Source organism: Chryseobacterium sp. NFX27 (assembly GCF_049887855.1).
Lineage (GTDB): Bacteria > Bacteroidota > Bacteroidia > Flavobacteriales > Weeksellaceae > Chryseobacterium.
The window spans coordinates 1-24078 of sequence record NZ_JAGEKK010000021.1; the positions used below are offsets into that span (position 1 = coordinate 1).

Genomic DNA, 24078 nt, shown 5'->3' on the forward strand with positions numbered 1-24078 from the left:
GCGGAAAGCTTCGCTTTCCGCCCCCCCCCGGCATACTCCAATATTTTAATTATGCTTGCGGAGCTTCAGGCTCCGGATTCATATCATCAAAATTCTTTTTCTCTTTCTTTTCAGGAACGGTTACAATTTCTGTTTTAACCTCATCTGGCTTTCCTTTTAAATATTCGGGTAAATTAAGACCCGCCATATTAAACAGATCATTCAGAGGTGGTACTGTTTTCATCATTCCTGAAACAAAATTAGCGGTAGAACCATTTCCGTCCTGTCCGTTTCCGCTGTCCCAAACCGTAATTTTATCGATTTTAATATTCTTGACAGCTTCCACTTGGGTTTTAACCAATTCAGGAAGCTTTTCAATGAGCAGCAACTGGAAGGCACTGTTGGTATCGCCTCCCGCAGCCTGTACTATTTTATCGTAACCTTCAGCCTGCTTGGTCAGGATCTCGTAAAGACCTTTTGCTTCTGCTTCCATTTTTGCGAAAATAGCATCAGCCTCTCCTTTTGCCTGTAGCCGGATTTTTTCTGCTTCGGCCTGCGCATCGATAATGGCTTTCTGTTTTGCAATTTCTGCGTGAACTACAATATTGGCCTGCTGTGTAGAGCGCTCTCTTTCTGCTCTTGCGGCTTCCGCTTTCTGTTCAGCAAGGTAAGATTCTTCCAAAGACCGTGCTGCCTGCACTTTTTCGGCAGCCGTGGCAATTCTCAATGCTTCTGCTTCTTTTTCTCTTCTTTCAGCGTCAGAGTTGGCGATCGTAATTTTTGCTTCGTTCTCCCCTTTTACAGCAATGGAATTCGCTAATGAAGTGGCAATCCTGGATTCTTTTTCGGTTTCTGCCTTACCGATAGATTCATCTTTTACGGCGGCTGCAATACTGATCTCTTTATCTTTTTGCGTGATCGCAATTTTTACATCTCTGTCTCTCTGTGTTTCTGCAATCTGCGTATCTTTTTCCCTGTCGGCAATAGCTTTTCCGGTCTCTCCGATTTTCGTCTGCTCGGCCACACTGATAATCGCTTCGTTAATCGCTTTTGCTGCAGCTTCTTTCCCCAAGGCTTCAATATAGCCGGACTCATCTCTGATATCCGTTACATTCACGTTGATTAGCTTTAAACCGATTTTCTTTAATTCTGTATCTACGTTTTTAGAAATATTGTCTAAGAATTTATCCCTGTCTGAGTTGATTTCTTCAATGGTCATCGTGGCAATCACCAAACGAAGCTGACCGAAAAGGATATCTTTGGAAAGTTCCTGAATCTGTTCCTGGGCCAGTCCCAATAATCTTTCCGCCGCATTTCCCATAGAATCCGGCTCTGTTGAAATAGCAATCGTAAATCTACATGGTACATCCACACGGATATTCTGTCTGGATAACGCATTGGTAAGATTGGCCTCAATAGAAATCGGTTTCAGGTCAAGGTACGCAAAATCCTGGATAACAGGCCATACGAATGCACCACCTCCGTGGATACATTTTGCAGAACTGCCTCCCGTTTTACCGTAAATAACCAAAATTTTATCCGAAGGACACCTTTTGTATCTCGAAATAAGGGCTAAAAAGGTTACGAATAGTACAAGTACGATAACTAATGTTAAAATAAGACTTCCTGGTATTGCCATAAATAGTTTTTATAATGGTTGATAATAATTAAATTTTTGAAACGACAAGGATCTTGTCATAGATGTAAGTCACCCTCACAGAATCACCGGACGGAATATTCTCTTTTTCTTCCGTCATCGCAGGAAGTTCGTGGCTGGTTCCGTTTACAGAAATCGTGATCTTGCCTTTGCCGCCCATATCTGCCGGAATGGTAAGATAAACTTCCCCCGCCCTGCCAATCAGGTTTTCCATCTTAAACGTATTGTCTTCCGTAAGTTTAAGAATCTGCATGATAAGAATAAAGAACAGAAATATAAATCCTGCCCCAACGAGCACTGCAACAAGGATCAACAGTGACTTACTTTCTATTGAGCCGTAAAACGCTACCCCACTCCATCCGAATCCTAAAAGGAAGTTGATCAGGTTTCTGAAAGAAAATAACTGAAAAGGGCTGTCGGCATGACTGTCTCCGCTAAAATCAGCGTGAATTGTATCCCCATGGCTGCCTCCAACAAAAGTAAGAACCGTTTGAATTAAAAAAATAAAGCTGGCTGCTATGGCTGTATACCAGAACCCCTGATGCAGCGGTTCTAAGTTTTGCAGAAATTCAAACATAAGATGCGTTTTTAACAAATATAATTAAAAAAAACCAATAAGGCCAATAAAAATTGGTATAAAAGACCGCTGTAAAATGTAAATCTTAAGACTTTAAAATGTTCTTTTAAAACATAACTTTTACAGATATTATCAGAAATCCGAACACAAAAAAAGACAGGCTGAAAAAACCTGTCTTTAAAAAATATTTCGTGTAATTTTTTACTCTACATTGATTACTTTTTGAATCTCCGGGGCATGTTGCTTGATGGTATTTTCTACGCCCAGTTTCAGGGTTGAAAAATTCAGCGAACACCCGGAACAGTTACCCAAAAGTTTTACAAAAACCTGGTTATCCTTCACGTCAATAAGCTCGATATCACCTCCATCCTTATTCAGGAACGGTCTGATGCTTTCCAAAGCTTCCATTACTCTCGTTACTGTATCTTCGTGTGTTATATTTGTTTCCATATTTCTTTAGTTCAATTCGGCTTTTTCAAACTTAATTGAAAATAATTATTTTTTAGCTTTCGGCGAGCATCCTGCCATTGTCGAAATTTTTACAGCTTCCGTAGGCGGAAGATTTTTATTTCTTTCTACAAGACTTTCTACCATATTTCTTGCCGTTTCTGTATAGATCTCTGCAATTTTAGACCCTTCCTGAAGCGCTGCCGGTCTTCCGACATCTCCTGCTTCTCTGATACTTTGGATCAATGGAATCTCTCCCAATACCGGAATCCCCAGATCTTCAGCAAGATACTGAGCTCCCTGCTGTCCAAAGATGTAATACTTGTTATCAGGAAGTTCTGCCGGCGTAAAATACGCCATATTTTCGATTAATCCAAGAACCGGAATGTTAATACTTTCCATCTGGAACATTGCAATCCCCTTTCTTACATCTGCCAATGCTACATGCTGAGGAGTACTCACGATCACGGCACCGGTTACAGGTACTTCCTGGATGATAGATAAGTGAATATCTCCCGTTCCCGGAGGAAGATCGATTAGTAAAAAGTCAAGTTCACCCCATGCTGCATCCCGTATCATCTGGTTCAAAGCTTTGGAAGCCATAGGCCCTCTCCAGACTACAGCCTGATTGGCTCCTGAAAAATATCCTATAGACAGCATCTTCACCCCGTAATTTTCTACGGGCTTCATCATACTTTTCCCGTTCACTTCTACAGAGATCGGCTTTTCACCCTCTGTATCGAACATCGTAGGAACAGACGGCCCATAGATATCGGCATCCAGCAATCCTACTTTGAAACCCATTTTAGCCAGAGTAACTGCCATATTTGCAGCAACCGTAGATTTTCCTACCCCTCCTTTTCCGGAAGCAATCGCTATAATATTTTGAATTCCGGCAATCTGCTTACCTTTAATCTGGCTCTGCTGAATCTCGCTGGGTTCAGGAGAAACAATTTTCAATTTCAGATTAATATCTTCTCCAAACTCACTGGCAAAAGCCTGCTTCATGGCTGCCTCCAGCTTTTTCTTTTCGTGCATTGCCGGTGAATGGGCTGTCATGTCAATATAAACATCATTACCCATGATTTGAAAATTATTCACCAAATCATCTACTTCTATCTCTTTAAGGAAATCTTGAACCTTTTCTTTCGTCAACATACTAAATATAAATTGTTCACAAATTTACGGATTTTTTCGACAATTTAGAATCAATAAAATCTATAACCTGATATGATAAATAAGATTACAAAAATTCTACCGTTATATTTATTATCCTCATTCTTACCATATAATTTTATCACCATACAAATGATCTATGAATACCAACAGCTATCCTTCTAAATATGCATCTCCCAAAGGTATTTTTGTGACGGGAAAAACCAGATTCAAATGGTATGATCTTGCCGAAGATCCATCTGTCGTTTCTGCTCAGGATATCATCAATGCGAAAACCTGCATCGAAAATGCTGAGGAAAACTTTCAGAATAAAGATGACCTGGGCTTTGTCATTATGCACAGGTGCGATGAACATTATCTGTTATTGGTCTGCACCTGGAGAAGTGAAAACGAATTATGGGAAAGTGTTTATTATAACGGATCGGGAAAATTTGAAGTCTGGGACAGGAACACAATTCATCTTCCCACGTACTGCGTCTGGGAAATGGGCATTGTATACCATGAATCCGGAGCCTGGAAAAAATTCCTGGGAACAGGCCGAACTGAAGTTGATCAGCAAAATTATTTAGATGATTTTTTTGAAGGAAAAGTATAGGTTTAAGATTGAAGGATTGAAAATTTAAGAAATTAAAAAGACTGATCGAACAATCTATATAAATTCAACAGGACCGGGCTTTAGCCAAAACCTAAATCCCAGCAGAAATATCTACCTAAACAGGTTTTATTTAATTGCCTGCTTTCTCAGAATTCCGGTCTTGTTTTATTACATTCCGGTCTATTGTTTTTTAATATATTCGTTGTATAAAATTATAATATGAAAAAAAGACTGGCAGTTTTCTCGCTATGTATTGCCCAGATTATATATTCCCAGAATTATTCCCAATATGTAAATCCTTTTATAGGAACCGGAGGCCACGGTCACACTTTCCCCGGAGCTGTTGTTCCCTTCGGAATGGTTCAGCTTTCACCGGATACAAGGATAGACGGGAGCTGGGACGGATGCAGCGGTTACCATTATTCAGATTCTGTGATCTATGGTTTTTCGCATACACATCTCAACGGAACAGGGGTTTCGGATTACGGGGATATCATGCTGATGCCGACGATGGGAAATTCAACCCTGAATTACAAAGATTATTCTTCTCGGTTTTCGCATAAAAATGAAAAGGCTTCTGCAGGATTTTATTCAGTCAAATTAGATAAAAATAATATTGATGTCCGCCTGACCACTACCAAAAGGGTCGGCTACCATGAATATACTTTTAATAATTCCGGTAAGGCTAATATTATTCTGGACCTCAACCATAGAGATAAACTGCTGGAAGGTGAAGTAAAGGTTATTGATGATAAAACCATTGAAGTTTTCAGAAGAAGTGAAGCCTGGGCAGCCAATCAGTATATCTACGCGAGAATTGAATTTTCAAAACCCATGAAAATCTCCAAGAAAGAGGTGAATGGAAAACAGGAAGATAAACTGTTTACAGGAACAAAACTGGCTCTGGCATTTTCAGCAGATGTTAAAAAAGGAGAAAAGATCAGTGTAAAAGTTGCCATTTCTCCGACAGGTTATGAAGGAACGGAAAAAAATATGCTGGCAGAAGGAAAATCCAATGATTTTGAAACGGTAAGAAAACAGGCCGAAGCCGATTGGAACAAGGAACTGACAAAGATTGAAGTGAAATCTGATGATAAGGATAAACTTTCTGTTTTTTACACTGCCCTATACCATGTCTTTACCCAGCCGAACATCAGTATGGATGTAGACGGAAGATACAGAGGCAGGGACCATAAGCTTTATACAGCAACAGGCTTTGATTATTATTCTGTATTCTCTCTTTGGGATACTTTCAGGGCTGCTCATCCACTGATGACCCTTATCGACAGAAAAAGAACGGCAGATTTCATCAATACTTTTATCAAACAGTATGAACAGGGCGGAAAGCTTCCGGTCTGGGAACTGGCTTCCAATGAAACGGAATGCATGATCGGGTATCATTCTGTGTCTGTAATTGCAGATGCAATGGCTAAAGATATCCAGGGTTTTGATTATGAAAAAGCATTCGAAGCGTCTAAAAATTCTGCCATGCTGGATATTTTTGGCTTAAATGCTTATAAACAGAACAGCTACATCAGCATCGACGATGAGCATGAAAGTGTTTCTAAGACGGTGGAATATGCCTACGATGACTGGTGTATTGCTCAGATGGCTAAAATTTTAGGCAAAAAAGAAGATTATCAGTATTTCATGAAGCGATCCCAGAACTGGAAAAATCTTTACAATCCAAACAACGGATTTATGCAACCCAGAAAGAACGGAAACTGGTATGAACCTTTTGATCCGGCGGAAGTCAACAATAATTATACAGAAGGAAATTCCTGGCATTATTCCTACTCTGTGCAGCAGGATATTCCGGGACTGATCGCAGCTCATGGCGGAAAGGAGAAATTTGAACAGTTCATTGATGCTATTTTCGCTGCACCGGAAAAAACAACGGGAAGAGAGCAGGCAGACATCACAGGACTGATGAGTCAGTATGCTCAGGGAAATGAACCGAGCCACCATATTGCCTATTTATACAACTATGTAGGAAAACCGGAAAAAACAGATGCCAAGATCAAATATATCCTTGATCATTTTTATAAAAACAGTCCGGACGGTCTTATCGGAAATGAGGACTGTGGTCAGATGAGTGCCTGGTATATCTTAAGCTCACTGGGAATTTATTCTGTAACACCGGGATTACCCGAATGGCAGACAACCACGCCTTATTTCGATGAGGTTAAAATTCATCTGGAAGACGGCAGTACAAAAGTGATCACCAAGAACACCAGCAGATCCGAGCTTCAAAAATTAGGTTTTGAAAACAGCAAGCCATCAAAAGATTTTAAATATACACAGCTGACTCCGGCACCGGTTATTGCCTCCGACAGGATCTTCGATTTCTCTGCAAAAGTACAGATCACACCACTGAGCCCTGCTGATAAAGTATATTATATGACTTTAAGCGAAAGCGATGCTAACGTAAGAAAGACCTTTACAGCCTATAAAGGGCCTTTTACCATCAGCAAAACCACTCAGGTTCTCGCCTATTCGGAAAGAAATGGTGAAAAAAGCTCTGTTACAGTAGCCAATTTCAACAGAAGACCTAATTATTGGGATATTACCATCAATTCAAAAGTTAATCCACAATATACAGCCAATGGAAAACTGGCTCTTATTGACGGCATCAACGGTGATGTGAACTGGAGAAAAGGAGAATGGCACGGCTACCAGGGGCAGGATTTTGAAGCAGTGATTGACTTAAAATCTCCACAACAAATTACTAAATTGTCATCCACTTATCTTCAGGACAGCAGAGCATGGATTCTGATGCCTAAAAAAGTAGAATATTATGCTTCCATGAACGGGAAAGACTTCATCCTGCTGAAAAGCATAGACAATTCCATTGATGCTAAAGATGAAAAAGTACAGATCAAAGATTTTAATACTGAGATTCTTCCTACAGAAGCCCGATACATCAAAGTAAAAGCGTCTTACTTCGGAAAACTTCCGGAATGGCATCAGGGAGCCGGCGGTGAGGCTTATATTTTCATTGATGAGATTTCTGTGAAATAATAACAATAAACCGGAAGACAGAAGTCTAACAATTTTATTAAGTCTAATCTTGCTAAACAAAAATAATGCACTTCGTATTTGAAGTGCATTATTTTTAGTCTATAAGTCTCTCTTCAGATTATACAAATCCAGAACACCCGGTGCAATTTTCAAGTCGGGTCTGAACATAATAATTCCTTTATGAAATGCTTTTTTAGTGAATTCCCATTAGTAATTACAACATCTCCTTCTATAAAGAATGCTTTCATTACTACTTTCTCTACCACATCATCGAATACATAAAAGCACAAATCCATAATGGTATCGGTCTGGTCAAGAGGGATAAAAACATCATATTTCCCGTTTTCAGGATTCGGCATCAGTTGATTATACTGTACTGATTTTACTAATCTCTTATTGCTATAATAATGAATCCCTGTTTTGTCAACCGTTGCCCGGATTATTTTCGTGGCTGTTTTTTTTCTTATTTGCACCCTCAAAAGCCATACAAATAATCCAATAACGAATATCGCTAATACAGCAATTAAAAATTTTATTTCAAATTTAATTTTTGAAGCCAGGGTAAGCCATGCCATCAAAATCATCATCAGCGGTGTCAATACGGCGAATATTGAAAAAAAAACTTTAATAGCCAAAGTCCAGCCTTTAGAAGTTTTTGAGTCAATGGCCGGAAATTGATTTTCGTCTGATACCATTTTATTGCTGATTTAATTCAATCTTTCAGACCATTTTAGGCCCTCAGGCAGTTCCATATCAGAAAATTCTATATGGATCACTCTTCTTCTCCTGCCATCAGTAGTTCTGTTGGAACCGTGAAGCGTAAGGGGTTTCATAATCATGATACCACCCTTCTGTACATCATAGAATTTTTCTGTTTCCTTAGTCCAGTCTATGGTTTCCGGTCTGTAGATTCCTTTGGTGTGAGATCCCGGAACGACTTTCAACGCTCCGTTGTATTCATCCGTATCATCCAGGTGAATCCTGATGGTACATATATTCTCAAGAAACGGCAGAGGCGGCTGCACAGCAAACTGATTATTCTTGGCAGTCCACGGCCCGAAGCCCTGTATTTCCAGTTTTTTATCCACCGAAATCGTCAGATCCTGATGATAGGCCACATACCAGTTTGAAGTTTCCGGTTTGTCAAAATAAATACTTTTTACGGCAAAATATTTTTCTCCGAAGAGTTCTTTTACAATGGTCCTAATGGTATCGTTAAATATCAGATCTTTAACTTCCGGAACTTCTTTCAGGAACTGTCTTACGGCAAAAAGGTCATCAGATTTTCTGAAATTCTCTCTTGAGTTATCAGCATTTCGGATACTCTTTGCTATCTTTTCAATCTCATCATCAGAAAAGACCGAATTGATTACGGTAAGGCCTTTTTCAAAGAAATATTGTTTGTGATTCTCTATATATTGTTTTGTCATGTGCGATTAAACTTCCTGAGGTGTATTTTCAAGCTGTCCTTCCCATTTGGAAACAGCGGAAGTGGCCAATGCATTTCCTAATACATTCGTCATACTTCTTCCCATATCACAGAAATGGTCGATCGGCAGGATCAGAGCGATACCTTCCGGCGGAATTCCGAACATGGAACATGTGGCCACGATAATCACCAGAGAAGCTCTCGGAACTCCGGCAATTCCTTTTGAGGTAAGCATCAGCACTAAAAGCATGGTGATCTGCTGGCCCAATTCCATTTCAATACCATAGATCTGGGCTATAAAGATAGAGGCAAACGTCATATACATCATACTGCCGTCAAGGTTGAATGAATATCCTAAAGGCAGAATGAAAGATACTACCCTGTTATTGCATCCGAATTTCTCAAGCTCTTCCACCAGCTTCGGAAATACAGCTTCTGAACTCGTTGTGGAAAAAGCGATAAGTAACGGGGCTTTTATTCTTTTAAGCAATTCAAAAAGACGGTTTCCTAAGATCAGGTAGCCTACCAACAGAAGGACAAGCCAAAGTACACCCAATGCAAAGAAAAAGTCTCTCAGATAAATTGCATAGACTTTAAATATTTCAAACCCGTTCATGGCCACTACGGCAGCAATAGCTCCCAAAACCCCAAGTGGCGCAAACCACATGATATAACCTACCATTTTAAGGATAGCATGGGCAATAATATCGAAAAGTTTAACTACCGGCTTTGAATATTCTTCTCCTAGATTAGCAAGGGCTACCCCAAACATAATGGAAAAAACAACAATCTGAAGCACCTCATTGGTAGCAAAAGCTTCAAATAAACTTTTAGGAATCATATGTTTTACGAAGTCTTCCAGGGAAAAGCCTTTACTGCTTTTTAAAAGATCTTCTGCAGCAGCTGCATCCTGGATAGGCAGTTTGGTTACATGCCCCGGCTCCAGCCAGTTGACCAATACCAGACCTATAAAAAGAGAAACCAATGAAGCGCTGATAAACCACAGCATTGCTTTCGTTCCTACTCTTCCAATCATTTTGATATCGCTCATTTTGGCAATTCCAACGACGAGCGTGGTAAAAACCAGCGGTGCAATGATCATCTGTACAAGCCTGATAAAAACGGTTCCCAACAGTTTGATGTTTTTGGAAAACGGTTCCGCACTTTCAGGATACTGTAAATGTACCAGTCCTCCGACTCCTACACCAAGGATAAGCGCAACGATAATGGCAATAAAAAGTTTATTTTGTCCTTTCATATATATAGTTCAATTCCCGCAAATATAATAGTTTTTCAATTGGTACAAGATTTTGCCTGAATTTGGTTAAGATTAAGTTAAGTTTATAATACATTAAAATTAAAACGCTGATTTCGAAAATATTGTAAAAAAATTAAGAAACATTTATTAAGCTTTTATTATTTTGGTACAAATTTTATTATTACATTTGATTGTATTAACAACATTAATAAATATACAACTATGAAAAAAACTATCGCAATGGCTGCATTAGCTGTAGCTATATCTTTTGGAGCGGTGTCTTGCAAAAAGAAAATTTCTGACGCCGATCTTCAGACTCAGGCTACAACTGTGGTAACTTCTAATCCCAATGCTTCTGTAGAAGTAAAAGAAGGAGTAGCTCATTTAAGCGGAACTTTCGAAGATCAGCAATCCAAGGATGCTATGATCGCAAAATTAAAAGCCATCACAGGAGTAAAAGAAGTGATGGATATGTCTACTGTAGCTGCTCCGGTTACTGCTGCACCAGTGGAAACAACATCTGCTGTAGATCCTGCAGTTCAGAAAAAAGTTCAGGATGCTGTTAAAGATTTCCCTTCTGTAAAAGTAGAGGTTGTAAACGGACAACTTACCCTTACAGGAAATGTTTCAGCCCTTCAGGCGAGAAAAATCAAAGAATCTGTAGATGCTTTGAAAATCGGAAAGTATAACAATAACCTAGTGGTAAAATAATTTTAAAATGAGCACATTACAAGATAAATATTCAAGCGTAGTTTCAGCAGCTCAGTCTGCAGGAATTTCTAACCTTCAGGTTCAGGAGCAGGATGGTATTCTTTATGTTACTGGAAATGCTTCCAGTACAGCAGCAAAAGATGCAGTATGGAATGCTTTAGGAACTATTGATTCTACCTATTCAGCTTCAGATATCAATATTGATGTACAGGTAGCAGGACTAACTTCAGGAGCTTCTTTAACAGTAGCTACAGAAGATTCTAATCTTAACATCAGACAGGAGCCTTCTACTGAAGCTGCTGTAGTAGGAAAAGCTGCAAAAGGTTCATCAGTAACTTTAATTGAGCAGACTTCTGATGACTGGTGGAAAGTAAAAACTGACGATGGTCAGGAAGGTTATGCTTACTCAAGATATTTAAGAGCTTAATTTTTCAAGTAGTTAATCTTCTGATAAATATTTACGAAACATCTCCATTTGGGGATGTTTTTTTATACTTTTACGCTTCATAAAAAAACAGATATTTAATGAAGAAAGTATTATCGATGCTGATGCTGGCATTTACGGTTTTAATCCTGTATGCCCAGAATCTGCATATCGACGGAAAAGTATCGGACCCGGACAAAAAGCCTGTAGAAAATGCCACTGTTTATCTTCTGAAAGAAAAAGATTCATCCATCATTAATTATACGCCGACCAATAAAGAAGGAAAGTTCTCTCTGAAAACAGACCATCTGAATGAGCCTTCTTTTTTAAAAATAGATGCTGAAAAATTGCAGTCCTATTCTAAAAGGCTGGATAAGATCAGCCAATCTCTTTCTCTGGGAGATATTGTACTGGAAAAAAGCAAGATCAACAGCATTGATGAAGTAAAAATCACGGTTTCTCCGGTAAAAATCAAGAAAGACACCATAGAGTTTAATGCTTCTTCTATTAAAGTACGCCCTGACAGTAAAATTGAGGAACTTTTGAAACAGATTCCCGGTGTAGAAATCAGCAATGAAGGCAAAATTACGGTGAACGGAAAGGAGGTGGACCAGATCATGATCAACGGAAAACCTTTCTTTGATAAAGACGGAAAAATTGCCCTGCAGAACCTTCCGGCTGATCTCATTAAAAATATCCAGTTTACCACCACTAAGACGAAGGAGGAAGAAATGAGCGGAAAAACTGCGAAATCCAATAATACCACCATCAATTTCAATATTGATGAAAAGAAGAATAAAGGACTGATCTCCAGGCTTACCCTGGGATATGGTTCAGATAAACGCTATGAAGGCAGCGGACTGTTGAGCTATTTTAAAAAGGACACCAAAATAAGTCTCCTTGCCTCTTCCAATAATATCAATTCACAGGGGTTTTCCAATGATGAGGTTTTCGACAGTATGGGCAACGGCCGTAATTCCTGGATGATGCAGGGCGGCTCTGTTTCCACGGTGGGAAATACTACATATTACAGCCAGGGCGGAGGTACGGGTAAAGGAATTCAAAAATCGACCACCATTGGCTTCAACTACAGCGATAAATTGGGAAAAGATGCGGATCTTGATTCCTTCAGCTTAATGCATTCAGATTCTGACATGGAAACAAAATCCAAGGTTTCCAGAACGACACTGCTGCCGGAATATACATTAAAAACAAATTCTGAGACCAACGGAGAAAGCGAAAACAAGCAGTACAGTTTTGACACATCGGTAAAAATCCGCCTGGATTCTCTGTCCAGTGTTTATATTTCACCAAGATTTAGCCATTCTAAAAGTTTCAGTTTCAATAATTCGAAATCAACAACATTAAGGGATAACGCTCTCCTGAACGAAAACGATTCGTACACCAGTAGTGATTCGGAAAGCAATTCATTCAACCCGTCTGTATATTTTTCAAAAAAATTCAGAAAAAAAGGCCGTTCCATGAATGCAAAAATGACCGGAACCATTTCTGAGTCCAACAGGGATAATCTTAACCGGTCCCAAACGGTATTTTACCAGAGTAATGATCCGAGTGACATCAGAAATCAACTTGCCAAAAGCAAAAATCAGAATAATACATATACTTTCGGAGCCGGATATACGGAGCCGCTTTCTGATTCTGCATCTGTCAGCTTTGAGGTGAATTACAACTCAAATATTTTAAGGGATCTCCGGGATGTTAACGATTTTGATATAGCAACCGGGCAATATTCGGAATACAATTCAGCTTTATCCAACAGCATGAGGCAGAAGGTCAACAAGATCACCCCTGAGCTTACATTTAGTCTTAACAAAAAGAAAGTCAATATCTGGGCGTCTTTAAATCTTGATATTTCGGATATGAAAGTCAATTCCGTTTTTAATGGACAGAACTACGGCCTTCAGAAAAATTTTGCGCTTCCGGGATATAATCTGAATGTACAGTATGAAATTTCTGAAAATAAAAGGTTAAGTCTTTTTAACTACGCAGATTTTAGCATTCCCGGAGCAGAGCAGCTGACTCCTTATGAGGATACCTCCAATCCTCTGATCACATCCACCGGAAATCCGGACCTTAAAAATACATGGACCAACAATACTTATCTGTATTTTAATAATTACAATATGGTGAAAAACATGAGTTATTATGTAAACATCGGATTTACCTACAGGGATAACGATATTGTGAATTACTCAAAATATGACAGTTCAGGAAAACAGCTGGTTACGTATGACAACATAAGCGGAAACAAGAGCTTCAATGCCGGAGGAGGTTTCAGCAAAAGTTTTAAGTGGAAGACCAGCAAGGTATCTGTGAATCCAAAATTCAATATGCAGTACAATTACAACAAAGGATATATCAACGGGCAGCTTTTTACCAGTGATTCGTACAGTCTGAATCCGGGGATCAATCTTACGTATGAGCTTAAGGATAAATTCACTATAAAACCATCGTACAGACTGGGCTATAATTTTTCAAAATATACGAATTACAGCATCGATAATGTAAACACGGCAAGCCAGGCCCTGAAGCTGGAACTCACCAATTATCTTTTCAAAAGCAGACTGGTTTTCGGAAATGATTTTGAATACAACACGAATTCTAATATTGCCCCTGGTTTTAAAAAAGACTTTTATTTCTGGAATACGAGTTTAGGATATTCATTCTTTAATAAACAGTTTACCGCAAAAATGAAGATTTATGATGTGCTGAACCAAAACCAAAGTGTAAGAAGAACTATTTCCAATGCCTATTTTGAAGACCGTGAGGACCTTATCCTGAAGCGTTATATCATGTTTTCCATCAGTATGAAGCTTAACAAATTTGCAGGAAAGAAAATGCAGTAATTAGGAACAGTTCTTATCTTACTTTAGAGCCTCTGCTCAATCTGTAAGCTGCGAGTTTAAATCTCCTGCAGATTTTAAATTGAAAACGAAGCGCTTATTTCGTATTCTTCTGTATTTTCCAGTGAAAGATTATAGCTATAGGTATATTGAAGCCATTTTATTTCTAAATTAGCGGTAAATTTTATTTATGAAGATCCATATTTCAATTTTATTTATTTTCTTTTTTATCCTTGGAATGGCACAGAGCAAAGATGAGAAGGATACTTTCGTAAAAGATAATTTCACCAAAAAGGAATTCTATATTCCGATGCGTGACGGCGTAAAACTTTTTACAGCCGTATATGTTCCGAAAGATATTTCAAATAAGAACAAATATCCTTTCCTGATGCAGAGAACCTGCTACAGCATTGCTCCTTACGGTGAAAATGAATACAAAACCAAGCTGGGGCCTAACCAGTTCCTGATGAAGGATAAGTATATTTTTGTATTCCAGGATGTGCGCGGAAGATATATGAGTGAAGGTACTTTTACCAATATGACCCCTCAGGTGGACCGCAAAACAAAAAAAGATGTGGACGAAAGTACAGATACATATGACACGATAGAATGGCTTTTGAAAAACATCAAGGACAATAACGGAAAAGCCGGCCAGTACGGAACTTCGTACCCGGGATTTTATACTGCGGCAGGAATATTGGCACAACACCCGGCTTTGGCAGCTTCGTCACCTCAGGCCCCCATTTCGGATTTCTGGAATGATGATTTTCTTCACAACGGCAGATTTATGCTGGGCTATTTCAGAACCTTCCCTGTTTTTGGGATTCAGAAAACAAAGCCTGAAAATAAAGCATGGTATATGGATACTTTCGTAAAGCAGACTTCGGAAGACGGTCTTAAGTTTTACAGGGATATGGGAACTTTAAAGGACGGCTATGAAAAACATTATAAAAACAATTTCTTCATGACGGAGATCATGAATCATCCTAATTATGATGAATACTGGCAGAAAAGAAATCTTCTTCCCCATCTAAAGAATGTAAACCATGCCGTAATGACTGTTGGAGGCTGGTTTGATGCAGAAGATCTTTCAGGACCGCTGAATATTTACAAAACCATAGAAAAAACAAGCCCGAAAGCTAAAAACACGATTGTAATGGGTCCTTTCTCCCACGGAGCATGGGCACAGGAGCAGGGAAAACATTTCCACAACCAGATTTATTTCGGTGACAGCATTGCAACGTATTACCAAAAGAATATTGAAACTAAATTTTTCAATCATTATTTAAAAGGAAACACGAAAGAAGATGCCGGGCTGCCGGAAGCTCTGATGTATGATACAGGATCTAAAGAATGGAGAGAATTTGCAGCTTATCCTCCAAAAAATGCTCAGAAGGTCAATTTCTACTTATCTGACGGAACATTGAAAAAAACAGCAGGACAAGGCTTTTCAGAGTACTACAGCGATCCGAACAATCCGGTTTTAAGCTCTGACAATCTGAAAGATTTTAATGGTTTTACCCCTAAGAATTATATGTCAGAAGACCAGAGATTTGCCGTTGGCAGACCAGACGTTCTGACGTTTACAACGGATGTTTTAACAGAAGACATCAGTTTTGCAGGAGAAATCATGGCTAAACTGAATATTGCTTCTTCTTCTACAGATGCAGATTTTGCAGTAAAGCTGATTGATGTTTACCCTGAAGATTTTAAACCGGCAGAAAAGAAAGACGGTGTGATCTATCCCAACTATCATCAAATGGTAAGAAGCGAGATTATGCCTGCCAGATTCAGAAATTCAAGAGAGAAGGGAGAAGCATTAGTACCCAACCAAAAAACTGCGGTGAATTTCAGACTGCAGGATGTGATGCATACTTTTAAGAAAGGTCACAGGATCCAGATTCAGATCAGCAGCACATGGTGGCCGCTTTTTGCCGTAAATCCTCAGAAATTTATGGAGAATCCAAATTTTGCAACCAAAGAAGATTATACGAAAGCTTTTATCAAAGTATACAATGACAGTTCTATTGAAGCTGAAGTATTGAAATAAAAAAGAAAGTAGCGTGGCTTCGAGAACCTCAGCCACCAGTGACAGTACAAATATTAGTTTATAAAACATAAAAACCGGCCGCTTGGGAAACCTCAGCGACCGGTTTTTTTATATATAGAACAGGTGGCTTCGAGTACCTCAGCCACCAGTTGTACTATCCCGTCATAAACGAAAAAATGCCATTCTTAACATAAATGGTGGCTGAGACACTCGAAGCCATTTTATTTCATTCCTCAATCGTTCTGAAAGTAAGGTTTACCCTTGGAGTTTTCACTTTTGTGGTCGGTGGAAGCCTGTGCAGCCAGTTTTCCTGCGTTGTTCCTTTCATGATCAGCAGGCTGCCGTTTTCAAGAAATATTTCGACTTTTTCTTTCGTTGTTTTATGTTTAAATAAAAACTTTCTTTCGGCACCGAAAGTCAGAGAGGCAATAGCACCGTGCTTCTTAAGATCGGTTTCGCCATCGCTGTGATAAGCCATTCCTTCACTTCCATCATGATATAGATTAAGAAGACAGGAATTGTAGGTTTCCCCAGAAACTTCTTCACATTTTTTCTTTAATTCCACGAGTTCAGGAGTCCAGAATTTCGCCAGTTTTGTTCGCTTTGAATACGTATATTCAAAGGCTTTTTCGCCAAACCAGGCTACTTTTCTTTTCGTTAAAATCAATTTTCCGAAGATCACCGCTTCATCATTTTCCCATGGGATCTGATTCAGCAGATAATCATAAAAAAAGTCGGATTTATCTTTACTGAAAACCTTCCCGTAATAGTGGACCGTTCCGTCATGCGGAAGGATATTCAAAGGATATTCTGATATTTCTTCAAACAGGCTGTTCATGATTTTGATTCGTAAAATGTATTAATGACTTTAATTAATTCTTTAACCACAAAAATCGCAAAAGTTTTTAACACTTAAGTTTTTTAAGTTATTATTGGAACATTGAATAAAGTGCACTTAAGTTTTTGAAAAAATCTAAGATTTTATTCTGTAATAATATCCTAAATAGATGATTTGCAATATTTACATCAATAGGAACGGACTTTAGTCCGTTTTATAATTTAAAAACATCAATCTGGCTTTAGCCAAAACTTAAATCAGATGAAGGCAAAACAGAATCTCCAGCGTACACCTTTGAACTTTCCCACCCCACGATCAGCTGCTTCCTGCCGCTTCCCCATCGGTAACCGCCAAGATTTCCCGTAGACTGGATCACCCGGTGACATGGAATAAGAAAAGCTACAGGATTACTCCCAATCGCTGTTCCTACAGCTCTGGATGCCTTCGGATTTCCTATTTTTTCAGCGAGATTTCCGTAGGTGGAAAGTTTTCCCATTGGAATAGAAAGTAAACTTTCCCAGACTTTAAGCTGGAAATCGGTACCTTTTAGATGTAATTTAATGGTGTTGAGCTTCGTCCAGTCTTTATCAAATATGGACAGGGCATTTTTTTGCAGGGCATCCTGTGTTTCAAAAAAAGAAGCATTGGGGAATTCCAGTTTTAAATTTCCCAATGCTGTTTCTTTATCGTCTTCAAAAGCCATATAGCAGATCCCTTTTTCGGTAGATGCTGCCATTACATATCCAAAAGGACTTTTGGAAAAACTGTAATTGATGTTCAGACTTTTTCCGCCGTTTTTATATTCCGCCGGAGACATTCCTTCTATATTCACAAAGAGGTCATGAAGCCTGCTTGTGCTGGATAGTCCCGTCTCATAGGCGGTATCAAATAAAGTCGCTTTCTCTTCCTTCAGTAAATTTTTAGCATGTTCAAGACTGATGAACTGTAAAAATTTCTTAGGACTTGTTCCTGCCCATTCCGTAAATATCTTCTGAAAATGAGCCGGACTCAAGTGAATATTCTCTGCCACTTCCTCCAAACTTGGCTGAAGCCTGAAATTGCTCTGGATATATTCTATCGCTTTGGCAATTCTGTTATAATCTATCTGACTTTGTGCGGACATAGTGTTTCTTTTTTACCTCACAAATTTCCAAAGAATACAGGGCAGAAAAAATCTGATTCTTGCGGAATTTTAGTTGTTGTTATAAATATGGTTGTAAGCAAGCATTTTGTAATATAACTTAGCTGCAAGGAAAGCAGTTGGCTTAGCCATCGGAGAATCCATTAATTCTACAATATCGAACGCCACTACATTACATTTTTCAAATACTTTTTTCAGTAATTCCAAAGTCGGATACCACTGAAGTCCACCCGGTTCCGGAGTTCCTGTAGAAGGAGCAATTGACGGGTCAAAAGCATCAAGGTCGATGGTGATATATACGTTTCCTGAAACTTTTTCTAAAACATCATTGATCCAGTTGTCGTTATTTGCGATTTCATGGGCAAAAAACACTCTTCCTTCCGGCAGATACTGAGCTTCTTCCACGTCCATAGAACGGATTCCCACTTGAACCAGATTATGCTTCTGATTGGCTTCAAAAACCGCACAGGCATGGTTGGAAGTAGAACCGTGAAATTCCGGACGTAAGTCTGTATGGGCATCCAGCTGAAGAACAGTAAGGTTTTCAAATTTCTCTCCTACCGCACGGATAGAACCGATAGAAACCGAGTGCTCACCACCGAAAAGAGTAAATACCTTTCCTTCATTGTTCAAAAGCTCTTTGGTTTTCTGGTAAACGGCTTCTGTCATCGCTTCAGGGGTAGAATTTTCAGAAATTTCTCCAGCCAGGTACACTCCGTCAAGATAAGGTTCAGTTCCTGTTTCAATATCATAAAGCTCCATGTTTTCGGAAGCGTCAAGGAATAGTTCAGGGCCTTTGTCAGCTCCTTTTCCCCATGTTGAAGTCCCATCGTAAGGAACGGTTACCAGCATTACTTTAGAGTTTTCCAGTGTTGCATTTTCTTCAGGAATTCCTGCGTATGTTCTCATGTTTTATTTAAAAATTTAAATGATTTAAAGATTCAATGATTTCACAAAGATACAAAATAGTCGTTGAGTTATAAATCAAGAGTAGTGAGTGCGGAATTTTTTAATTAACCTGAATTCGGGATAAGGATAAAATTAAACGCAAGGATAAACAAAGCTTTAAAAAGCATTCATTTGATTTTTTAAGATAGACAGAGCCGTTTCACTTATTGGTAAGCAATACAGGGAATATATTGGTCTTACTTTGCCAAATGAAATGCCCTTGTTTTTCTTATTAACATGTCAAAAAATCTACTTTATTTGCCTTTGCGATAAAAATACAATTGTTTTCAGGTATTTCTTATCCCGAACTCAGGTTAATTATAAAATCTTTTTAATGTTTAAATTTTAAAAGTTATTTTTGTAAAAAAACAAAATATGTCCTTAAAAGCTGTTCTTTTCGATATGGACGGGGTTATTGTAGATACGGAACCACTGCACAGAAAAGCTTATTTTGCCACCTTCGACGAACTGGAAATTGCCGTTTCTGAAGACCTTTATACTTCTTTCACAGGGGCCTCCACAAAAAGAGTCTGCGAAACGCTGATTCAGAAATATGGTTTAAACCATACCCACGAAGCCATTGCCGGTATTAAAAGATCATATTTCAAAGATTATTTTGATAATGATGAGGAATTCGATCTGATTCCTGGAGTAAGGGAATTAATCCAACATTATCATGAAAGCGGTATTAAGCTCATCCTTGCCTCTTCGGCTACAATGACGACCATCAACATGGTTTTTGAAAAGTTTGGGCTTGAAGAATATTTCAGCGGGAAAATAAGCGGTGCCGCCCTAAAGGAATCCAAGCCTCATCCTGAAGTATTCCTGCTTGCGGCCCAAATGGCAGAAGAACCGGTAGAAAACTGTATGGTCATTGAAGATTCCACCAACGGGATCCTTGCTGCCAACAGAGCGAAAATTTTCTGCGCTGCCTACAGAAGCCCGCATTCAAAAAATCAGGATTATACTTTAGCAGATATCGTGGTTACGGATTATGAAGAACTGGAGCTTGATAAGCTTTCAAAATATTTTTAAAAGGAAAAAGCTCTCAAATCGTTGAGAGCTTTATTTTTATTGCGCTTGCAGAGTTTCTTAATGAAGTTATTCTTAACTTTAACAAAACCTTAATGGTTAAAATTGAAACATTAAGAAGCAATTTAAGTTGTTAAGATTATTAAGATGGAATACTTCGTTATTTCCATTCCTCAACTAGTAACCCAGAATTTTCAGAATATCTTCAGGTTCCTGTTTTTCACGGAAAACCTCATACTGAAGCTCACCGTTTTCGTCTTTCTGAATCAGGACGTGTCTTGGCTGAGGCATCAGACAGTGGTGAACACCGCCATATCCTCCAATCGTTTCCTGATACGCTCCTGTATGGAAAAATCCGATATACAGAGGTTTTGTATCACTGAAAACAGGCAGATAAATGGCATTCGTATGTTGTTCAGAGTTATAATAGTCATCTGAATCACAGGTTAATCCACCAAGGAATACCCTTTCATAGGTATCTTCCCATCTGTTTAAAGGAAGCATAATAAAGTGTCTTGAAATCGCCCATGTGTCAGGAAGTGTGGTCATGAATGAAGAATCGATCATATTCCACTTCTCTCTGTCGTTCTGACGTTTCTGAGAGATAATTTTGTAAAGGTTGGCACCGCTTTCCCCTACTGTAAAGCTTCCGAACTCCGTATAAATATTAGGTTCTTCCACTCCTTCCTCTTCACAGAATTTCTTGATCTGAGAAACGATCTCCTCTACCATATACTGATAGTCGTACTCGAAGTTTAACGATGTTTTTATCGGGAAACCGCCACCAATATTCAGTGAATCCACTTCCGGAGCAATCTTCTTCAAACGTGCGTAAACACGGAGACATTTGTATAATTCGTTCCAGTAATAGGCAGTATCCTTGATCCCCGTATTAATGAAGAAATGAAGCATTTTCAGTCTTGCATTCGGATGTTCGGCAATTTTCTGGCTGTAATAAGGAATAATATCTCTGTATCCGATCCCTAATCTTGAGGTATAGAATTCAAATTTAGGTTCTTCCTCTGAAGCAATTCTGATCCCAATATCAAAAGTGGTATCAATACTTTCTGTAAGCTTATCCAGCTCACGGTAGTTATCCAGAATCGGGGTAATATTTTCAAAACCGCTGTTGATCATTTCTGAAATTTTCACCAGATAATCATCGGTCTTGAATCCATTACAAATGACTTCAATATTTTTATCTACTTTGCCCTTCTCATAAAGAGATTTTACAATATCCATATCATATGCTGAAGAAGTTTCGATAGAGATATCGTTTTTAAGAGCTTCTTCAAGCACAAAATTGAAATGACTGGATTTTGTACAGTAGCAGTAGGTATAATTCTTTTTATATTCGGCTTTCTCAAAAGCTTCCCTGAACCAGCTTTTTGCCTTCTGGATGTTTTGAGAAATTCTTGGCAGATAGCTAATTTTTAGCGGGGTGCCAAATTTTTCAACGACTTCCATTAAAGGAACATCGTGAAATAACAAATTGTTCTCAGAAACATTAAATTCTTCCGTAGGAAAATATAATGTCTGATCAATAAGTTCCGAGTACTTTATTTTCATTTCTTGACAAGTGAATTACGAAATGCAAAATTGCTAAAAAAGTTTGATTTTTAAGCGTTAAATTTATTATAAATTTCAAAACAGGGCCAGGCAAAACCCTGAACAGATTATTAATTTGTAAACTTCTTAATATATTCTTCTCTCTTATCCATCGAAATCCCCAGCACCTGTTGAATATAAATGTCCGTGGACCCGTATTTCTTATTGATTTCATCAAAAGCTGCATCGAGATAAGCGATTTCCACCCAGCTCAGTTTTTCAAGGACTTTTACGTCCATTTTGGGATATAGAAAATGCAGATGATCTGCAAGATTCAGCCTTTTCAGGACTAATTTTTTCCTGTAATTATTGGATAGGAGATAATCATTATAAATTGTTTCCTTATCAAATTTTAGAATAGTCAGAATTAAAGCTGTTGTAATTCCTGTTCTGTCCTTTCCCGCGGTACAGTGATAAAGAACCGGCTGGTCGGATTCCAGAATTTCAGTGATGATTTTTTTGATCACCTCCGGGTTTTCCGTTACATATTCGCGGTAGAAATCAATCATTCTCTTGTCTGCATCGGAACCGTTAACTTTTCCTTTTAAAACAAGCTTTCTAGCCTGCGTCAACTGGTCTACTTTATCTGCAAAAGCTGAATATTTTTTATAAATGATACCATCGGGAAGCTGGTCCGGCTGATCAGAAATTTCTTTTGAATTTCTAAGATCAATGACTTCTTTTATTCCCAGACTCTGCAGTTCTTTGAATGATCTTTTCTTCAATTTATGAAGATGACCGCTTCTGTAGAATTTTCCTGCTTTTAAAGTTTTGCCCTCAGAATTTTTAATGTTCCCTACCGTCCTGAAATTGTATACTTTTTTGACTTCAATAGGATTACCTGTTTCATTTTCCCCATATTCAGGTTGGGCAAAATTCTGTGTTTTACAGGAGAAAACACAAAATGCCATGAGAAGCAGAACCGATATTTTTATGTATTGTTTCAATATATTCCGGAATATTCTAATTCATTAATTCCTACAAAAAGCAACAGATCTCCCAATTGATACTGAATAGAAACTTCATCCTCCACCGAAAAATTCCTTGTTCCTATTCTTGAAGTGATACTCAGACTTCCGTTTGTTAATGGCCAGTTCAGTCCTGTTGTTGTTATATTTTCAACCGAAGGAAAAGGATACAATGAAATCATTCTATTCTTAACTCCTTTTATATTAAATTTTTTCGGAATAAAATAATATTCAGAAAAATCATCATAGAATTTTATCTTCAGCCGGTCTTTAAACACATAAGCAACGGTAAGATTCCCTAAAAAATGATCCTGCTCGCCGCCGCTTCCTCCGAAAACGTCTACAGAAAGACATCCTTTTTCTAAAATAATCTCCAGAGCTTTATGAAAATCTGTTTTATCCTGATCCAGAGTAAGAATAAATTTTTCCTGGTAAACATCTTCGTCTGCTCCCGAATGGGAATCGAAATCACCGGAAATAAAGTCGAGTTTATCTAAGGGAAAACCTAGCTGCTTTAAATAATGAAAAGCACCGTCTGTACAGGCAATTAAGCCATACTGATCCGGATCTGGAAAGTTTTTTGGAGGGTCTCCGTTAATGAAAAGTAATGCTTTATCTTTCATTCGGATTCCAGTATTCTTCCGGTTCGTTGTTGATCTTTGAAATGTATCTTGCCAGAACAAAAAGATAATCAGAAAGCCTGTTCAGGTACTTGATGAGTTCTGGACGTACTTCTTCAGATTCGTTTAAGAAAACCAGAGAACGTTCTGCTCTTCTGCAGATGGTTCTTGCAGCATGTAAAAATGTTGCCGGTTTTCCTCCACCGGGAAGTATAAAGTATTGCAGAGGCTCCAGTTTTTCTTCAAAAGCATCCATCCATTGCTCCAGCTCTTCAATTTCAGTGTCTGAAATGATTAATGGCAGACGTGATTTTCCATTGGCCAGCATTAATTTATCAACCGGGGTTGCAGCTTCCGAACCTACCGTAAACAGATCAAACTGAATTTTCTTCAACTGCTTCAAAACTTCTTCATCTTCAATATGACTTTTAGAAATACCAATGAATGAATTAAGCTCGTCTATATTTCCGTAGCTGTCTACCCTTGCACTGGCTTTGGAAACCCTTGTGCCGCCGTATAAAGCGGTCTGTCCTTTATCTCCTGTTTTAGTATAAATTTTCATACTACTAAAATACTTTATTTTGTACAATGTATAAAGTAAAATGTAGGAATAACTTCCTATTCTATCTGAAAAATATTAACTGACATTAGGAATTAATGTCAGTTAATATTTGTACATGTGGGTTTTTATATCTTTTGAGATTGCCTGCCCTTTTGGTAAGCATGACAAAGCAA

The 24078-nt window shown here is 38.4% G+C and carries 21 protein-coding genes; 7 read left to right on the plus strand and 14 right to left on the minus strand.

Going from position 1 to position 24078, the window contains the following annotated elements:
• Positions 1 to 49: 49 nt before the first annotated feature.
• From J4Q03_RS18385 to J4Q03_RS18400, 4 genes are all read right to left on the minus strand, one after another.
• On the minus strand, positions 50 to 1618 hold the full coding sequence (locus tag J4Q03_RS18385) for a flotillin family protein (RefSeq protein WP_426049577.1): 1569 nt from the start codon (positions 1616 to 1618) through the stop codon (positions 50 to 52).
• A gap of 28 nt (positions 1619 to 1646) precedes the next feature.
• Positions 1647 to 2213 (minus strand): NfeD family protein, encoded by a 567-nt coding sequence (locus tag J4Q03_RS18390; RefSeq protein ID WP_426049578.1) that lies wholly within the window; start codon positions 2211 to 2213, stop codon positions 1647 to 1649.
• Between the two features lie 201 nt (positions 2214 to 2414).
• On the minus strand, positions 2415 to 2663 hold the full coding sequence (locus J4Q03_RS18395; RefSeq protein WP_051890476.1) for a NifU family protein: 249 nt from the start codon (positions 2661 to 2663) through the stop codon (positions 2415 to 2417).
• Positions 2664 to 2708: 45 nt separating this feature from the next.
• Positions 2709 to 3818: an Mrp/NBP35 family ATP-binding protein gene (locus J4Q03_RS18400; protein WP_426049579.1), complete on the minus strand. Its 1110-nt coding sequence runs from the start codon at positions 3816 to 3818 to the stop codon at positions 2709 to 2711.
• Positions 3819 to 3975: 157 nt separating this feature from the next.
• Here J4Q03_RS18400 and J4Q03_RS18405 point away from each other — a divergent pair, with 157 nt between their 5' ends.
• Together J4Q03_RS18405 and J4Q03_RS18410 are read left to right on the plus strand one after the other, a co-directional pair.
• On the plus strand, positions 3976 to 4431 hold the full coding sequence (locus J4Q03_RS18405) for a hypothetical protein (protein WP_426049580.1): 456 nt from the start codon (positions 3976 to 3978) through the stop codon (positions 4429 to 4431).
• A gap of 219 nt (positions 4432 to 4650) precedes the next feature.
• Positions 4651 to 7452 carry a GH92 family glycosyl hydrolase gene (locus tag J4Q03_RS18410; protein WP_426049581.1) on the plus strand — a complete coding sequence of 934 codons (2802 nt, stop codon included), beginning with the start codon at positions 4651 to 4653 and terminating at the stop codon, positions 7450 to 7452.
• Positions 7453 to 7601: 149 nt separating this feature from the next.
• Here J4Q03_RS18410 and J4Q03_RS18415 read toward each other — a convergent pair whose 3' ends face one another.
• From J4Q03_RS18415 to J4Q03_RS18425, 3 genes are read right to left on the minus strand one after another with little or no spacing between them, the layout of a single operon-like run.
• Positions 7602 to 8147: a hypothetical protein gene (locus J4Q03_RS18415; protein WP_426049582.1), complete on the minus strand. Its 546-nt coding sequence runs from the start codon at positions 8145 to 8147 to the stop codon at positions 7602 to 7604.
• A gap of 12 nt (positions 8148 to 8159) precedes the next feature.
• Complete coding sequence (locus tag J4Q03_RS18420; protein ID WP_426049583.1) at positions 8160 to 8882, minus strand: phytanoyl-CoA dioxygenase family protein; 723 nt, start codon at positions 8880 to 8882, stop codon at positions 8160 to 8162.
• A 6-nt stretch (positions 8883 to 8888) separates the two neighbouring features.
• Positions 8889 to 10139: a dicarboxylate/amino acid:cation symporter gene (locus J4Q03_RS18425; RefSeq protein ID WP_426049584.1), complete on the minus strand. Its 1251-nt coding sequence runs from the start codon at positions 10137 to 10139 to the stop codon at positions 8889 to 8891.
• 222 nt (positions 10140 to 10361) lie between these two features.
• Here J4Q03_RS18425 and J4Q03_RS18430 point away from each other — a divergent pair, with 222 nt between their 5' ends.
• The 4 genes from J4Q03_RS18430 to J4Q03_RS18445 all read left to right on the plus strand — a co-directional run bounded on the left by J4Q03_RS18430 (position 10362) and on the right by J4Q03_RS18445 (position 16188).
• Positions 10362 to 10850 (plus strand): BON domain-containing protein, encoded by a 489-nt coding sequence (locus tag J4Q03_RS18430; protein ID WP_426049585.1) that lies wholly within the window; start codon positions 10362 to 10364, stop codon positions 10848 to 10850.
• A gap of 7 nt (positions 10851 to 10857) precedes the next feature.
• On the plus strand, positions 10858 to 11277 hold the full coding sequence (locus J4Q03_RS18435) for an SH3 domain-containing protein (protein WP_426049586.1): 420 nt from the start codon (positions 10858 to 10860) through the stop codon (positions 11275 to 11277).
• A gap of 98 nt (positions 11278 to 11375) precedes the next feature.
• Positions 11376 to 14141: an outer membrane beta-barrel protein gene (locus J4Q03_RS18440; RefSeq protein WP_426049587.1), complete on the plus strand. Its 2766-nt coding sequence runs from the start codon at positions 11376 to 11378 to the stop codon at positions 14139 to 14141.
• Positions 14142 to 14328: 187 nt separating this feature from the next.
• Positions 14329 to 16188: a CocE/NonD family hydrolase gene (locus tag J4Q03_RS18445; RefSeq protein ID WP_426049588.1), complete on the plus strand. Its 1860-nt coding sequence runs from the start codon at positions 14329 to 14331 to the stop codon at positions 16186 to 16188.
• Positions 16189 to 16414: 226 nt separating this feature from the next.
• On the opposite strand, the gene J4Q03_RS18450 is transcribed toward J4Q03_RS18445, so the two are convergent.
• From J4Q03_RS18450 to speB, 3 genes are all read right to left on the minus strand, one after another.
• Positions 16415 to 17026, minus strand: coding sequence for an alpha-ketoglutarate-dependent dioxygenase AlkB family protein (locus tag J4Q03_RS18450; protein WP_426049589.1), 612 nt, complete (start codon positions 17024 to 17026; stop codon positions 16415 to 16417).
• Positions 17027 to 17267: 241 nt separating this feature from the next.
• Positions 17268 to 18149: a bifunctional helix-turn-helix domain-containing protein/methylated-DNA--[protein]-cysteine S-methyltransferase gene (locus J4Q03_RS18455; RefSeq protein ID WP_426049590.1), complete on the minus strand. Its 882-nt coding sequence runs from the start codon at positions 18147 to 18149 to the stop codon at positions 17268 to 17270.
• A 69-nt stretch (positions 18150 to 18218) separates the two neighbouring features.
• Positions 18219 to 19076 (minus strand): agmatinase, encoded by an 858-nt coding sequence (gene speB / locus J4Q03_RS18460; RefSeq protein WP_426049591.1) that lies wholly within the window; start codon positions 19074 to 19076, stop codon positions 18219 to 18221.
• A 414-nt stretch (positions 19077 to 19490) separates the two neighbouring features.
• Here speB and J4Q03_RS18465 point away from each other — a divergent pair, with 414 nt between their 5' ends.
• The gene (locus J4Q03_RS18465) at positions 19491 to 20150 is read left to right on the plus strand and encodes an HAD family hydrolase (RefSeq protein ID WP_426049592.1); all 660 of its coding nucleotides are present in this window, start codon (positions 19491 to 19493) and stop codon (positions 20148 to 20150) included.
• Positions 20151 to 20324: 174 nt separating this feature from the next.
• On the opposite strand, the gene J4Q03_RS18470 is transcribed toward J4Q03_RS18465, so the two are convergent.
• The 4 genes from J4Q03_RS18470 to J4Q03_RS18485 all read right to left on the minus strand — a co-directional run bounded on the left by J4Q03_RS18470 (position 20325) and on the right by J4Q03_RS18485 (position 23905).
• Entirely contained in the window at positions 20325 to 21716 is a 1392-nt protein-coding gene (locus J4Q03_RS18470) for an arginine decarboxylase (RefSeq protein ID WP_426049593.1), read from the minus strand.
• 110 nt (positions 21717 to 21826) lie between these two features.
• Entirely contained in the window at positions 21827 to 22702 is an 876-nt protein-coding gene (locus J4Q03_RS18475) for a tyrosine-protein phosphatase (RefSeq protein WP_426049594.1), read from the minus strand.
• Complete coding sequence (locus J4Q03_RS18480) at positions 22699 to 23346, minus strand: thiamine diphosphokinase (protein WP_426049595.1); 648 nt, start codon at positions 23344 to 23346, stop codon at positions 22699 to 22701. Before J4Q03_RS18480 ends, J4Q03_RS18475 begins: the two co-directional genes overlap by 4 nt.
• A complete protein-coding gene (locus J4Q03_RS18485) occupies positions 23336 to 23905 on the minus strand; it encodes a cob(I)yrinic acid a,c-diamide adenosyltransferase (RefSeq protein ID WP_426049596.1) in 570 nt (189 codons plus the stop codon). Before J4Q03_RS18485 ends, J4Q03_RS18480 begins: the two co-directional genes overlap by 11 nt.
• Positions 23906 to 24078: the final 173 nt, after the last annotated feature.

Coding starts and splice junctions, on each gene's coding strand:
- J4Q03_RS18385 (WP_426049577.1), bottom strand. CDS start 1,618: ATGGCAATACCAGGAAGTCTTATTTTAACATTAGTTATCGTACTTGTA.
- J4Q03_RS18390 (WP_426049578.1), bottom strand. CDS start 2,213: ATGTTTGAATTTCTGCAAAACTTAGAACCGCTGCATCAGGGGTTCTGG.
- J4Q03_RS18395 (WP_051890476.1), bottom strand. CDS start 2,663: ATGGAAACAAATATAACACACGAAGATACAGTAACGAGAGTAATGGAA.
- J4Q03_RS18400 (WP_426049579.1), bottom strand. CDS start 3,818: ATGTTGACGAAAGAAAAGGTTCAAGATTTCCTTAAAGAGATAGAAGTA.
- J4Q03_RS18405 (WP_426049580.1), top strand. CDS start 3,976: ATGAATACCAACAGCTATCCTTCTAAATATGCATCTCCCAAAGGTATT.
- J4Q03_RS18410 (WP_426049581.1), top strand. CDS start 4,651: ATGAAAAAAAGACTGGCAGTTTTCTCGCTATGTATTGCCCAGATTATA.
- J4Q03_RS18415 (WP_426049582.1), bottom strand. CDS start 8,147: ATGGTATCAGACGAAAATCAATTTCCGGCCATTGACTCAAAAACTTCT.
- J4Q03_RS18420 (WP_426049583.1), bottom strand. CDS start 8,882: ATGACAAAACAATATATAGAGAATCACAAACAATATTTCTTTGAAAAA.
- J4Q03_RS18425 (WP_426049584.1), bottom strand. CDS start 10,139: ATGAAAGGACAAAATAAACTTTTTATTGCCATTATCGTTGCGCTTATC.
- J4Q03_RS18430 (WP_426049585.1), top strand. CDS start 10,362: ATGAAAAAAACTATCGCAATGGCTGCATTAGCTGTAGCTATATCTTTT.
- J4Q03_RS18435 (WP_426049586.1), top strand. CDS start 10,858: ATGAGCACATTACAAGATAAATATTCAAGCGTAGTTTCAGCAGCTCAG.
- J4Q03_RS18440 (WP_426049587.1), top strand. CDS start 11,376: ATGAAGAAAGTATTATCGATGCTGATGCTGGCATTTACGGTTTTAATC.
- J4Q03_RS18445 (WP_426049588.1), top strand. CDS start 14,329: ATGAAGATCCATATTTCAATTTTATTTATTTTCTTTTTTATCCTTGGA.
- J4Q03_RS18450 (WP_426049589.1), bottom strand. CDS start 17,026: ATGAACAGCCTGTTTGAAGAAATATCAGAATATCCTTTGAATATCCTT.
- J4Q03_RS18455 (WP_426049590.1), bottom strand. CDS start 18,149: ATGTCCGCACAAAGTCAGATAGATTATAACAGAATTGCCAAAGCGATA.
- speB (WP_426049591.1), bottom strand. CDS start 19,076: ATGAGAACATACGCAGGAATTCCTGAAGAAAATGCAACACTGGAAAAC.
- J4Q03_RS18465 (WP_426049592.1), top strand. CDS start 19,491: ATGTCCTTAAAAGCTGTTCTTTTCGATATGGACGGGGTTATTGTAGAT.
- J4Q03_RS18470 (WP_426049593.1), bottom strand. CDS start 21,716: ATGAAAATAAAGTACTCGGAACTTATTGATCAGACATTATATTTTCCT.
- J4Q03_RS18480 (WP_426049595.1), bottom strand. CDS start 23,346: ATGAAAGATAAAGCATTACTTTTCATTAACGGAGACCCTCCAAAAAAC.
- J4Q03_RS18485 (WP_426049596.1), bottom strand. CDS start 23,905: ATGAAAATTTATACTAAAACAGGAGATAAAGGACAGACCGCTTTATAC.